Origin of the sequence: Mycobacterium sp. 852002-51961_SCH5331710 (assembly GCF_001665535.1) — a bacterium.
In the GTDB taxonomy this organism is placed as follows: domain Bacteria; phylum Actinomycetota; class Actinomycetes; order Mycobacteriales; family Mycobacteriaceae; genus Mycobacterium.
In genome coordinates, this window is the sequence record NZ_LZSQ01000100.1 from 88,555 (window position 1) to 100,489 (window position 11,935).

Here is an 11,935-nt window from a genome sequence, read left to right on the forward strand (position 1 = left end):
AGGTCAGACGGCCGCGAGCATCTCCTCGGCCGTCGCCACCACCCGCTCGCGGTCGGCCTTCACCAGCCCGATGCGGGTGCGACGGTCCACGATGTCGTCGACGGTCAACGCGCCCTCGTGGCTGACGGCGTGCTCGAACTCCGCACGGATGACGTCGATTCCGTCGGCGACCGGTTCGGTCGGCCGCTCACAACCGGCGGCGGCGATCACGTTCGGCGCCTCGGCGCCGAATCGGGCCACCAGCGACCCGGGCATCTCCGTCGGATGCCGCAGCGTGGCAACGGGATTCGACGGCGCACCCACCAGCGGCAGGTTGCGGGTGCGGCAGTGCGTCGCGCTCAGCCCACGCAATTCGATCGCGCGGTCGAGCACGTCCTCGGCCATGAAGCGGTACTCGGTCAGCTTGCCGCCGATGACGCTGATGACCCCGGAGGGCGATTCGACCACCGCGTGTTCGCGGGATACGTCGGCCGTGCGGCCCGCGCCGGTGTCGATCAGCGGGCGCAGACCCGCGTAGGCGCCGATGACATCCGACGGGCCCAGAGCGACGTCCAGTGCGGTGTTCACCGTGTCCAGAAGGAACGTGACCTCGTCGTCCGTGGGTTCCGGCACGTCGGGGATCGCACCGGGTGCGTCCTCGTCGGTCAGGCCGAGGTAGACCCGGCCCAGCTGTTCGGGCATCGCGAACACGAAACGATTGATCTCGCCGGGAATCGGAATGGTCAGCGCCGCAACCGGATTGCCGAATGCCGCCGCGTCGAACACCAGATGCGTTCCGCGGCTGGGCCGCAGCTTGATCGACGGGTCCACCTCCCCCGCCCACACTCCGGAGGCGTTGATCACCGCGCGCGCGCTGACATCGAAGGACTCGCCCGTCAGCTGATCGGTCAGCCGCACCGAGGTCCCGGTGGCCTGGGACGCCGCCACCCGCGTCAGCACCCGGGCGCCGTGCTGGGCGGCCGTCCGCGCCACCGCGGTGACCAGGCGGGCGTCGTCGATCAACTGCCCGTCATAGGCCAGGAACGCACCGTCGAGACCGTCGCGCCGCACGGTGGGCGCCAACTCGATGGCCTGCCGTGCGTCGATACGCCGCGAGCGGGGCAGCACCGACGCCGGCGTGCCCGCGAGCTTGCGCAGCCCGTCCCCGGCGGCGAAGCCGAAGCGCACCAGTGCCCGCGACGCGGAGTTCATCGACGGGAGCAGCGGGACCAGCTGCTGCATGGCCTTGGCCAGATGAGGTGCGTTGCGGGTCATCAGGATTCCGCGTTCGACGGCGCTGCGCCGGGCGATGCCGACGTTGCCCGTCGCCAGATACCGCAGCCCGCCGTGCACGAGCTTGGAGCTCCACCGGCTGGTGCCGAACGCCAGGTCGTGCTTCTCGACGAGCACGACGCGCAGGCCGCGGGTCGCGGCGTCCAGCGCGATACCCGTGCCGGTGATGCCGCCGCCGATGACGATGACGTCGACCTGCTCGCCTTCGGCCAGCGCCGCGAGTTCGGTGGCGCGGCGCGCTGCGTTCAGTGCCGTCGAGCCGGTCACGGCGCCAGGTATCCGTTGAGGGCCCGCGCCAGTTCGGCGTTGAGCGCGTCGCGGTCCAGAAACTTCTCGACCATCTGCGCCGACTGGATCGTCGACTGCGTGATGAGCAGGCACATGGCGCCCATCTGCTGCGGATCGCCGGCCCGCACGCTGCCGTCGTCCTGAGCGGATTTGATCGCATGGGCGAGCGCGTCGACGAGGATCATCTGGCTCGTGCCCAACCGGTCGGCGATGTAGACCATCGCGAACTCGGGCGCGTCATGCAGCACCGACATGACGACCTCGTCGTTGCGCAGGTGTTCGGCCACCGCGACCACGCGCTCGACCAACGCCGCGCGGTCGACCCCGGCGTCCGGGATCGCATCGAGCACGCCGGCGATACGGGACGTCATCAGCGCCGCGAGCACACCGTTGGTGTCTGACCACCGGCGGTAGATCGTCGGTCGGCTCATCCGTGCCCGCCGAGCGATCTCGGTCAGCGTCACCCGTTTGACGCCGACGGCCAGCACGCACGCCGCCGCCGCCTCGAGGACTCGGTCCTCGACGGACGACTCAGAGTTACGGATTGACGACATATGTAATACTGTAACGCATGACGCGTCCCGATGCTCAGCAGACCGCCCTCCTGCCCCCGATGAAGTGGAACGCCTGGGGCGATCCGGCCGAGGCGAAACCGCTGTCCGACGACATCCGGACGCTGCTCGAACAGGCGCTCGGGGTCGAGGCGTCGGCCGGAGAAGAGCTCCAGGCCGAGCAGGTGCGGTTGCGGCCGTCGGCGCTGTCCGACGCGGACCGCGACGCGCTGGCCGGCATCGTCGGGCCGGACCACTGCCGCACCGACGAGCAGGGCCGGCTGCTGCGGGCCGGCGGAAAGTCCACCCTCGACCTGCTGCGCCGCCGCGACCCCGGTGAACAGGACGCACCGGATGCGGTGGTGCTGCCAGGCAGCGAGGACGAGATCGACGCGATCCTGCGTTTGTGCAGCGAGCACCGCATCGCGGTCGTGCCGTTCGGCGGCGGCACCAGCGTCGTCGGCGGACTCGACCCGCTCCGCGGCGACTTCCGCGCGGTGATCTCGCTGGACCTGCGTCGCCTCGACGAACTGCACTTTCTCGACGAGGTCTCCGGCGAAGCCGAACTCGGCGCGGGACTGTCCGGGCCCGACGCCGAACGCCTGCTCGGCGCGCGCGGCTTCTCGCTCGGCCATTTCCCGCAGAGCTTCCAGTTCGCCACCATCGGCGGCTTCGCTGCGACGCGGTCGTCGGGCCAGGACTCCGCAGGCTACGGCCGGTTCAACGACATGGTGCGCGGCCTGCGGGTCGTGACGCCGGTCGGCCTGCTGGACCTCGGCCGCGCCCCCGAGTCGGCGGCGGGACCGGATCTGCGGCAGCTGCTGATCGGCTCGGAGGGCGTACTGGGCGTCATCACCCGCGTGCGGGTGCGGGTGCACCCGGTCCCCACGGCCACCCGCTACGAGGCGTGGTCGTTCCCCGACTTCGCCACCGGCGCCGACGCGTTGCGCGCCGTCGTTCAGACCGGCACCGGCCCGACCGTGATCCGGCTGTCCGACGAGGCCGAGACCGGGGTGAACCTCGCGACCACCGAGAGCATCGGCGAGCAGCAGATCACCGGCGGGTGCCTGGCGATCACGGTGTTCGAGGGCACCGAAGCGCACGTCGCCAGTCGGCACTCGGAAACCCGGGCGGTTTTGGAGGCCGCGGGCGGCACCTCGCTCGGCGAGGAACCCGCTCGCGCATGGGAGCACGGCCGGTTCGGCGCGCCGTATCTGCGCGACTCGCTGCTGTCGGCGGGAGCGCTGTGCGAGACGTTGGAGACGGCCACGAACTGGTCCAACGTTCCGGCGCTCAAGGCGGCCGTCACCGAGGCGCTGACCAACGCGCTGACCGAAACCGGCACACCGTCGCTTGTGCTGTGCCACATTTCGCATGTGTATCCCACCGGCGCGTCGTTGTACTTCACGGTCGTGGCCGGGCAGCGGGGCAATCCGATCGAACAGTGGCGCAAGGCGAAAGCCGCGGCGTCCGACGCCATCATCCGCACCGGCGCCACCATCACCCACCACCACGCCGTCGGCGCCGACCACCGGCCGTGGATGCGCGACGAGATCGGCGACCTCGGCGTCGCGATCCTGCGCGCCGTCAAAGACACGCTCGACCCCGCGGGAATCCTCAACCCCGGCAAGCTGATCCCATGACGGTCGGCGGCCGCATCACGATGCTGACCAACCCCGCCTCGGGGCACGGCAGCGCTCCCCATGCGGCCGAACGCGCTGTCGCCCAGTTCCATCGGCGCGGCGTGGACGTCGTCGCGATCGCGGGCACCGACGCGGCGCATGCCCGCACCCTCGTCGAGGGTGCGCTCGAACGCGGGATGGACGCGCTGGTCGTCGTCGGCGGTGACGGCATCATCTCCCTTGCGCTGCAAGTGCTTGCGCAGTCCGACATACCGCTGGGCATCATCCCCGCCGGCACGGGCAACGACCACGCGCGCGAGTTCAAGATCCCGACACGCGATCCCGAGGCCGCCGCCGACGTGGTGGTCGACGGACTGGTTCAGGGCGCCCGGACCATCGACCTCGGCCACATCCGGAGCGCGGACGGCACGCAGAAGTGGTTCGGCACCGTGATGGCCGCCGGCTTCGACTCGCTGGTGACCGACCGGACCAACCGGATGCGGTGGCCGCACGGCCGAATGCGGTACAACCTCGCGATGGTCGCCGAGCTGTCGCAGTTGCGGCTCTTGCCGTTTCGGCTCTCGTTCGACGGCGCGGAGATGACGACCGAGCTGACGCTGGCGGCATTCGGCAACACTCGCAGCTACGGCGGCGGTATGCGGATCTGTCCGGGAGCCGACCCGACCGACGGTCTGCTCGACGCGACGATGGTGGCGTCGGCGTCGCGCACCCGGCTGATCCGGTTGTTTCCCACCGTGTTCAAGGGCACCCACGTCGACCTCGACGAGGTCCGCACCGCCCGCGCGAAGACCATCACCGTCGACTCGCCCGGCATCAACGCCTACGCCGACGGCGAGTACATGTGCCCGCTACCGGTCGAGGTGTCGGCCGTCCCGGGCGCGCTGCGGATCCTCACGCCTCAGTTGTAGCGCCGACCTTCTACCGCGAGCACCTCCTACCGCGAGCAGACGCATAACTGCCCAAATTTCGCCGAAACTGGGCAGGTTTGCGTCTGTTCGCGGGAGAGAGTTACCCGACTCCCGGCTGAATGTCGTCGGCTACCCGACTCCGCGGCTCAGCCAGCTGACCTCCGCGCCCGCACCGCCGTCGCGGTACGGCTCCAACGCCTCGTCCCACGCGGTGCCCAGCACCGAATCCAGCTCGGCGGCGAGCGTGTCGGCACCGGACGCCATCAGCGCGCGCAGCCGCATCTCGCCGACGATCACGTCGCCGTTGGCGCTCATCGATCCGCTCCACAGGCCGAGCTGAGGCGTGTGGCACCAGCGGTGACCGTCGACGCCGGGACTGGGATCCTCGGTGACCTCGAACCGCAGCACCGACCACGAGCGCAGCGCGCTCGCCAGCGCGGCGCCGGTCCCGACGGGACCGACCCAGTTGGTGACGGCGCGGAGTTGTCCGGGCATGGCCGGCTGCGGCGTCCACTTCAGGTTCGCCCTCGCCTGAAGGGTCGACGACAACGCCCACTCGACATGCGGGCACACCGCAGCGGGTGACGCGTGGATGTAGACCACGCCCGTCGTCGCTTCGGCGAACTGGTTCGACGCACGCATTTGCCACTCCTTCGGCTCCACGAGGGACGTCTTCCCCAAGCGGCCTCTTGGATCCGAAACTTCCGCAGCAAAATATGTGTCGTGCGTGTCTATTGTGCCTTGTGAGGCGCCTGTTGCGCTAGTCTGCGGCAAATTCTCTCAGGACTTCGTCAGACAAAGCCCGCCACCGCTCGTACGCCCAGTCGCCGAAATCGCGGTCGGTGAGCACGACGAGCGCCAGATCAGCGCCCGGATCGACCCACAAAAACGTCCCTGACTGGCCGAAATGCCCGAATGTGCGCTCGGAGTTCGCCTCGCCCGTCCAGTGCGGGGACTTGCCGTCGCGGATCTCGAAACCCAGCCCCCAGTCGTTGGGCCGCTGCACGCCGAATCCGGGCAGCACCCCGTCCAGACCGGGAAACTGCACCGATATCGCCTCGGCATGCAGCTGCTCGGACACCGTGGCCGGCTGCAGTAGGTCCCCGGCGAAGGCCGCCAAATCGGCCACCGTGGAAGTCGCGCCGTATCCCGCGGCGGCCGCACCGCCGTCGAGCGCGCTGTCGGTCATGCCCAGCGGTTCGAACACCGCTTCGGTCAGGTACCGGTCGAACGCGATGTCGGTCGCCTTCTCGAGCGTCTCGGCGAGCACGCCGAACCCGTAGTTCGAGTACACGCGGCGGGTCCCGGGTTCGGCCATCGTCTCCGCCGAGCGCATCGAGTATCCGGACGCGTGCGCGAGCAGGTGACGCACCGTCGACCCGGGCGGGCCCGCCTCGGTGTCGAGTTCGACGGCGCCCTCCTCGACGCCGACGTGCAGGGCTCGCGCGGCCAGCGGCTTGGTAACCGATGCCAGCGGAAAGCGGCGCCGTTGGTCGCCGTGCTCGGCCAGCACCCCGGAGGGGCCGATGACCGCCGCGGCCGCGTTGTCGACCGGCCAGTCGGTCATGGCATCCAGGGCGCTCATCGCGCCGAGCCTACTTGCGCGCGATGTAGTAGCTGTTGATCGGATCCGACTCGATCTCGCGCACCTCGACGTGGTCGAAGCCGGCCTCGGCGAGCATCGACGCGGCGAGTTGATGACCCCAGCATGTTCCCAGCCCCGCGCCGTCCAGCCCGAGCGACACCGTCATGCAGTGCATCGTCGACACCGTGTAGAGGTACGTGGCCAGGGGCACACCGACGTTGTCTTCCAGTCGGCTCGACGCCTTGACGTCGACCATGAGGAAGGTTCCACCCGGCCGCAGCGCCCGGTAGATGTTCGCCAACACCGCCGCCGGTGCGGCCTGGTCGTGGATGGCGTCGAAAACCGTTATCACATCGTAACTTTCGGCCATGTCCAGTTCGGCGACGTCAGCGGCGACGAAGTCGGCGTTGGTCAGTCCGAGGCGGGCCGCCTCCGCACGACCCGCGGCCAGGCCCTCGTCGCTGAAATCGATGCCGGTGAACCGGCTCGCCGGGAACGCCTGCGCCATCAGGTTGATCGCGTGCCCGCTGCCGCAGCCGATGTCGGCGACGTCGGCGCCCTCGCGCAGCCGTTCCGGCAGTCCGTCGGCCATCGGCAGGATGACGTCGACGAGCGCGGCGTCGAACACCTCACCGCTCTCCTCGGCCATCAGGGTGTGGAACCGCGGATACTCGCTGTACGACAACCCACCGCCGTTGCGGAAGCAGCCGATGATCTTCTGCTCGACCTCGGCGAGCAGCGGGATGAACTGCGCCACCCGCGCGAGGTTGTCCGGTCCGGCGGCGCGGGTCAACACCGCCGCGCGGTGCTGCGGCAGCGAGTACGTGCCCGCCGCCGGGTCGTAGTCGACCACCCCGGCGGTGACGACGCCGCCGAGCCACTCCCGCACGTAGCGTTCGTTCAACCCTGCGGCCGCGGCGATCTGTGCGCTGTTGCCCGGCGCCGACGCGGCCATGGTGTCCCACAATCCGGTCTGATGGCCGATCGACATCAACAGCGCCAGGCTGGCGTTGTCGATGGCGGCCACCATCCGCGCGGCGAACTCATCGGTGGTGTCGGAGGCTGGTCTGTGGTCGATATCCGTCATCGCGGTGTCCTTCCGGCGTGCTGACACTCCCATTGCACAACGGACTCCGACGCCGGGCGGTTCAACCGTCAAATCAGTTCGACCGATCTCTTGGCCAGCCCCATCCAGTAGCCGTCTATCACCTGTCGCGCCCGCTGACCGGGGTCGCGCGACGCGCCGAGCGCGACGAACAGCGGCGACCAGTGCTCGATCGTCGGATGCGCGTACGGCATGCCCGGCGCGCGGTGACGGAAGTCGATCAGCGCGTCGACGTCGCCCGCGGCGAACGCCTCGGCGGCCCACCGGTCGAACTCCGTCGACCAGTCCGGTGGCTCCGCGGCCGGCGACGGGTCGTCGAGGAACGGCAGACCGTGTGTGGTGAAGCCGGATCCGATGATCAGCACGCCCTCGTCGCGCAGCGGCCGCAGCCGCGAGCCCAGTGTCAGCAGTGCCTGGGGATCGAGCGTCGGCATCGAGATCTGCAGCACCGGGATGTCGGCGTCGGGATACATCACGGTCAGCGGAACGTACGCGCCGTGGTCGAGCCTGCGGTCGGGATCGTGGCGCACCGGCTGGTCGGACAACAACGCCTCGACGGCCGCGGCCAGGTCGACGGCGCCCGGCGCGTCATAGGTGGTCTGGTAGTAGCGGTCCGGGAAACCCCAGAAGTCGTAGGTCAGCGGGGTCCGCGCCGACGTCGACCCGATTGTGAGCGGCGCGGACTCCCAGTGGGCCGACACCACGAGGATCGCCGCCGGCCGCGGCAGCTCTACCGCCCACGCCGCCAACTGGCTCACCCACAACTCGTCGTCGACGAGCGGCGGCGCTCCGTGGGAGAGGAACAGCGCGGGAAGCGAATCGGTCATATGACGAGTGTTCCCCCTCAGCCGTTAGGTTGTACGCATGAGTCAAACGGTGCGCGGAGTGATCTCACGCAAGAAGGGTGAGCCAGTCGAGGTCGTGGACGTCGTGATCCCCGACCCCGGTCCGGGTGAGGTGGTGGTCGACATCATCGCCTGCGGGGTCTGCCACACCGACCTGACCTACCGCGAGGGCGGTATCAACGACGAGTTCCCGTTCCTGCTGGGCCATGAGGCCGCGGGCACCGTCGAGTCCATCGGCGTCGGGGTCACCAACGTCGAGCCCGGCGACTTCGTGATCCTGAACTGGCGCGCGGTCTGCGGCCAGTGTCGGGCCTGCAAACGCGGTCGTCCGCACCTGTGTTTCAACACCCACAACGCCGCGCAGAAGATGACGCTGACCGACGGCACGGAGCTGACCCCGGCCCTGGGCATCGGCGCGTTCGCCGACAAGACGCTCGTGCACGAAGGCCAGTGCACCAAGGTCGATCCCGCCGCCGACCCGGCCGTCGCCGGCCTGCTGGGCTGCGGCGTGATGGCGGGACTGGGCGCGGCGGTCAACACCGGCGCCGTCGGCCGCGATGACACGGTCGCGGTGATCGGCTGCGGCGGCGTCGGCGACGCGGCCATCGCGGGTGCGCGACTGGTCGGCGCCAAGCGCATCATCGCCGTCGACACCGACGACAGGAAGCTGGACTGGGCGCGCGACTTCGGCGCGACCCACACCATCAACGCCCGCGAACTCGACCCGGTGGAGACGATCCAGGATCTCACCGACGGGTTCGGCGCCGACGTGGTCATCGACGCCGTCGGCAGACCCGAGACCTGGAAACAGGCGTTCTACGCCAGAGACCTGGCCGGAACCGTTGTGCTGGTGGGTGTTCCGACACCGGACATGACGCTGGAGATGCCGCTGATCGACTTCTTCTCCCGCGGCGGTTCGCTGAAGTCGTCGTGGTACGGCGACTGCCTGCCGGAACGCGACTTCCCCACCCTGATCAGCCTCTACCTGCAGGGTCGGCTGCCGCTGGACAAGTTCGTCACCGAACGCATCGGTATCGACGACGTCGAGGAGGCGTTCCACAAAATGCACGGCGGCTCCGAAACAGACCCGGTGCTCCGATCGGTGGTGGTGTTGAAATGAACGGCGGACCGATCGGCCGGGTGGTCACGCACGGCACATTCGAACTCGACGGCGGCAGTTGGGAAGTCGACAACAACATCTGGATCGTAGGCGACGACTCCGAGGTGATCGTCTTCGACGCCGCACACGATGCGGGGCCGATCGTCAACGCCGTCGGCGGCAGGCACGTGGTGGCGGTCGTCTGCACGCACGGGCACAACGACCATGTGACGGTCGCGCCCGAGCTGGGCCAAGCGCTCGACGCCCCGGTGCTGATGCACCCGGCCGATGACGTGCTGTGGCGAATGACACACCCGGACAGCGACTTCCGCACCGTCGCCGACGGCGACACCCTGCGGGTGGCGGGCACCGAGCTGCGCGCCCTGCACACCCCGGGTCACTCGCCGGGTTCGGTGTGTTGGCACGCGCCCGAGCTGAACGCGGTGTTCTCCGGCGACACCCTGTTCCAGGGCGGTCCCGGCGCGACGGGGCGGTCGTTCTCCGACTTCCCCACCATCCTCGAGTCGATCTCGGGCAGGTTGGGGAAGCTACCCAGCGAGACCGTCGTCTACACCGGTCACGGCGATTCGACCACCATCGGTGACGAGCTCGTCAACTACGACGAGTGGGTGGCCCGCGGGCACTAGCTAGTTCCCGCGCGAACCCGTGCCCCACTTCAGGATTCGGCGCTTCTCCGCCTCGAACTCGGCCTCGCTCAACGCCCCCGAATCCCGAAGGGCGGCCAGCTGCTTGAGCTGCTCGAGCCGCACGCCCGACTCATCCGGCTGGTAGGCCGACGCGGGGCGTGACACCGCGTGAAGCCTCGGTGGCCCGTCCACGTCGACGACCTCCTCCGGCGCCAGTGGCCGCGCGGCCTTGGCCGCCCGTGCCGACCAGAACAGCGCCACGATGAGCCCGAGCAGGCCGAGCGCGGCCAACCCGCCGCAAGCCCACGCCAGCCAGCCGTACGTGCTGCCGTGCCCGAAGGCCAGCCGCGGGTTGATGTATCCGTTGACGCTGCCGTCGGTCGAGACACGATACGTGCCTGGCTCGGCGATCTGCGCAACCCAGATCCGCACGTGTGTGTCGCTGTTCACGGTGGTTGTCCCACCGATACTTTCGGTCACCGGCGGATCGGCGACCCCGTCGGGTGCGTCGATGTTGACGCTGATCGCCGGGATCGGGAACCCACTCGTCGGCTGGCCGGTGGTCAGGGTGCGGAAACTGACCGTCACCTCACCCGCGGGCAACTCGATGCTCTCGGCGCCCGGGATCGGGACCTCGCCGTAGGCGTCGAAATCGTCGAGGACGAACGCGTTGAGCACCAGGGTGACGATGAAACCGGCGACGGAGATCACGAGCGTCAACACGGAGACGACGACGGCGACGCGCGGGCCGGTCCTTCCGCTCATGGGCAGAGTTTGGCATGCCCGAGTGCGCGTGGCGTGCTGTTGCGGCGGATAGGTCGACCTCCGTCGGCGTCGGCGGCCAACGGGGACTACCGTCGGAGTGGACCGAATCTGTTGTCCGCACGTCACGGAGGTCGCGATGCCCGAATCCAGCATCGTCGTGCGGCCCGAGCCGATGGAGAGCGGGTCGTACACGGCCGGTTCGCGTCTACAGGCCGCCGGCCTGCAGGGCGCGATCAAGCTCTTCGAGGAGGCGGCCGCGGCCGTACCGGTCCCGCGGCTGCCGCAACCGTTCGTCATCGCCGACTACGGCGCGTCGACCGGTCACAACTCGCTCCTGCCGATCTGCGCCGCAATCGCGGTGCTGCGCAAGCGGACCCGCACCGACCAGCCCACCCTCGTCGTGCACACCGATGTGCCGGAGAACGACTTCACCGCGCTGTTCCGCACGCTCGCCGAGGATCCGGACACCTATTTGAGCAAGGATTCCGCGGCTTTCGCCTCGGCGATCGGCCGGTCCTTCTACTCGCAGATCATGCCGTCGAGCAGCGTGAACCTGGGGTGGAGTTCGTGGGCGATCCATTGGCTCAGCCGTGTCCCCGCGCCGATCCCCGACCATGTGCACGTGGCGTACAGCCGCGACGAGAGCGTGCGCGCCGCGTACGCCCGGCAGGCCGCCACCGACTGGCACGAGTTCATCGCGTTCCGCGGCCGTGAACTGCGTCGCGGCGGGCGTCTGGTCGTGATGACGACCGCGGTCGACGAGAACGGGGACATGGGTTACCGATCGGTGCTCAACGCGCTCGCCGACGCGATCGGCGAGTTGGCCGCGCAGGGGTTGCTGACGGCCGATGAGGTGCGCCGGATGGGCATCCCGATCGTCGGCAGGCGGGAACAGGATTTCCTGGCGCCGTTCGCACCGAAGGGCCGCTTCGAACAGCTCGAGATCGAGCACCTCGAGATCTTCAACGCCGAGGACCGTTTCTGGCAGCAGTACCAGCTCGACGGCAACGCAACGGCTTTCGGTGCGCAATGGGCGTCGTTCGCCAGGGCGTCGGTGTTCCCCGTGCTGGCGACCGCACTCGAGGGTGGTGCCGCCGATCCGCGGTCGGGTCAGTTCTTCGATCGCCTCGAGACCGGTCTCGCGGCTCGGTTGGCCGCGGCTCCCGAGCAGACCCAGATCCCGATGGCGCACCTGGTGTTGACCAAGCGGCCGAGGACGCCCTGAGC

The 11,935-nt window shown here is 69.3% G+C and carries 12 protein-coding genes; 5 read left to right on the top strand and 7 right to left on the bottom strand.

Features of this window, described 5'->3' with window-relative positions; genetic code table 11:
• Nucleotides 1–3: 3 nt before the first annotated feature.
• Together A5752_RS17160 and A5752_RS17165 are read right to left on the bottom strand one after the other, a co-directional pair.
• Nucleotides 4–1,539, bottom strand: a complete 1,536-nt coding sequence (locus tag A5752_RS17160; RefSeq protein ID WP_067087894.1) for a glycerol-3-phosphate dehydrogenase/oxidase — start codon at nucleotides 1,537–1,539, stop codon at nucleotides 4–6.
• Nucleotides 1,536–2,114: a TetR/AcrR family transcriptional regulator gene (locus A5752_RS17165; RefSeq protein WP_067087897.1), complete on the bottom strand. Its 579-nt coding sequence runs from the start codon at nucleotides 2,112–2,114 to the stop codon at nucleotides 1,536–1,538. Before A5752_RS17165 ends, A5752_RS17160 begins: the two co-directional genes overlap by 4 nt.
• Before the next feature lie 59 nt (nucleotides 2,115–2,173).
• Here A5752_RS17165 and A5752_RS17170 point away from each other — a divergent pair, with 59 nt between their 5' ends.
• Nucleotides 2,174–3,754: an FAD-binding oxidoreductase gene (locus A5752_RS17170; RefSeq protein ID WP_197500659.1), complete on the top strand. Its 1,581-nt coding sequence runs from the start codon at nucleotides 2,174–2,176 to the stop codon at nucleotides 3,752–3,754.
• Entirely contained in the window at nucleotides 3,751–4,662 is a 912-nt protein-coding gene (locus tag A5752_RS17175; protein ID WP_067087901.1) for a diacylglycerol kinase, read from the top strand. Before A5752_RS17170 ends, A5752_RS17175 begins: the two co-directional genes overlap by 4 nt.
• 129 nt (nucleotides 4,663–4,791) lie before the next feature.
• On the opposite strand, the gene A5752_RS17180 is transcribed toward A5752_RS17175, so the two are convergent.
• The 4 genes from A5752_RS17180 to A5752_RS17195 all read right to left on the bottom strand — a co-directional run bounded on the left by A5752_RS17180 (nucleotide 4,792) and on the right by A5752_RS17195 (nucleotide 8,179).
• Nucleotides 4,792–5,304 carry a DUF3145 domain-containing protein gene (locus tag A5752_RS17180; protein WP_067088084.1) on the bottom strand — a complete coding sequence of 171 codons (513 nt, stop codon included), beginning with the start codon at nucleotides 5,302–5,304 and terminating at the stop codon, nucleotides 4,792–4,794.
• A gap of 118 nt (nucleotides 5,305–5,422) precedes the next feature.
• The gene (locus A5752_RS17185; RefSeq protein ID WP_067087903.1) at nucleotides 5,423–6,247 is read right to left on the bottom strand and encodes a serine hydrolase domain-containing protein; all 825 of its coding nucleotides are present in this window, start codon (nucleotides 6,245–6,247) and stop codon (nucleotides 5,423–5,425) included.
• A gap of 10 nt (nucleotides 6,248–6,257) precedes the next feature.
• Complete coding sequence (locus A5752_RS17190; protein ID WP_067088086.1) at nucleotides 6,258–7,334, bottom strand: class I SAM-dependent methyltransferase; 1,077 nt, start codon at nucleotides 7,332–7,334, stop codon at nucleotides 6,258–6,260.
• A 68-nt stretch (nucleotides 7,335–7,402) separates the two neighbouring features.
• On the bottom strand, nucleotides 7,403–8,179 hold the full coding sequence (locus A5752_RS17195) for a dioxygenase family protein (RefSeq protein WP_067087905.1): 777 nt from the start codon (nucleotides 8,177–8,179) through the stop codon (nucleotides 7,403–7,405).
• Between the two features lie 37 nt (nucleotides 8,180–8,216).
• Between A5752_RS17195 and A5752_RS17200 the strand changes: the two genes are divergently transcribed.
• Together A5752_RS17200 and A5752_RS17205 are read left to right on the top strand one after the other, a co-directional pair.
• Nucleotides 8,217–9,317: an S-(hydroxymethyl)mycothiol dehydrogenase gene (locus A5752_RS17200; protein WP_067087907.1), complete on the top strand. Its 1,101-nt coding sequence runs from the start codon at nucleotides 8,217–8,219 to the stop codon at nucleotides 9,315–9,317.
• Nucleotides 9,314–9,943, top strand: a complete 630-nt coding sequence (locus A5752_RS17205) for an MBL fold metallo-hydrolase (RefSeq protein WP_067087909.1) — start codon at nucleotides 9,314–9,316, stop codon at nucleotides 9,941–9,943. The genes A5752_RS17200 and A5752_RS17205 overlap by 4 nt, the downstream gene beginning before the upstream one ends.
• On the opposite strand, the gene A5752_RS17210 is transcribed toward A5752_RS17205, so the two are convergent.
• Entirely contained in the window at nucleotides 9,944–10,708 is a 765-nt protein-coding gene (locus tag A5752_RS17210; protein ID WP_067087911.1) for an SHOCT domain-containing protein, read from the bottom strand.
• Nucleotides 10,709–10,844: 136 nt separating this feature from the next.
• On the opposite strand from A5752_RS17210, the gene A5752_RS17215 reads away from it, so the two are divergent.
• Nucleotides 10,845–11,933 carry a class I SAM-dependent methyltransferase gene (locus tag A5752_RS17215; protein ID WP_067088088.1) on the top strand — a complete coding sequence of 363 codons (1,089 nt, stop codon included), beginning with the start codon at nucleotides 10,845–10,847 and terminating at the stop codon, nucleotides 11,931–11,933.
• Nucleotides 11,934–11,935: the final 2 nt, after the last annotated feature.

Coding starts and splice junctions, on each gene's coding strand:
- A5752_RS17165 (WP_067087897.1), bottom strand. CDS start 2,114: ATGTCGTCAATCCGTAACTCTGAGTCGTCCGTCGAGGACCGAGTCCTC.
- A5752_RS17170 (WP_197500659.1), top strand. CDS start 2,174: ATGAAGTGGAACGCCTGGGGCGATCCGGCCGAGGCGAAACCGCTGTCC.
- A5752_RS17175 (WP_067087901.1), top strand. CDS start 3,751: ATGACGGTCGGCGGCCGCATCACGATGCTGACCAACCCCGCCTCGGGG.
- A5752_RS17180 (WP_067088084.1), bottom strand. CDS start 5,304: ATGCGTGCGTCGAACCAGTTCGCCGAAGCGACGACGGGCGTGGTCTAC.
- A5752_RS17185 (WP_067087903.1), bottom strand. CDS start 6,247: ATGAGCGCCCTGGATGCCATGACCGACTGGCCGGTCGACAACGCGGCC.
- A5752_RS17190 (WP_067088086.1), bottom strand. CDS start 7,334: ATGACGGATATCGACCACAGACCAGCCTCCGACACCACCGATGAGTTC.
- A5752_RS17195 (WP_067087905.1), bottom strand. CDS start 8,179: ATGACCGATTCGCTTCCCGCGCTGTTCCTCTCCCACGGAGCGCCGCCG.
- A5752_RS17200 (WP_067087907.1), top strand. CDS start 8,217: ATGAGTCAAACGGTGCGCGGAGTGATCTCACGCAAGAAGGGTGAGCCA.
- A5752_RS17205 (WP_067087909.1), top strand. CDS start 9,314: ATGAACGGCGGACCGATCGGCCGGGTGGTCACGCACGGCACATTCGAA.
- A5752_RS17210 (WP_067087911.1), bottom strand. CDS start 10,708: ATGAGCGGAAGGACCGGCCCGCGCGTCGCCGTCGTCGTCTCCGTGTTG.
- A5752_RS17215 (WP_067088088.1), top strand. CDS start 10,845: ATGCCCGAATCCAGCATCGTCGTGCGGCCCGAGCCGATGGAGAGCGGG.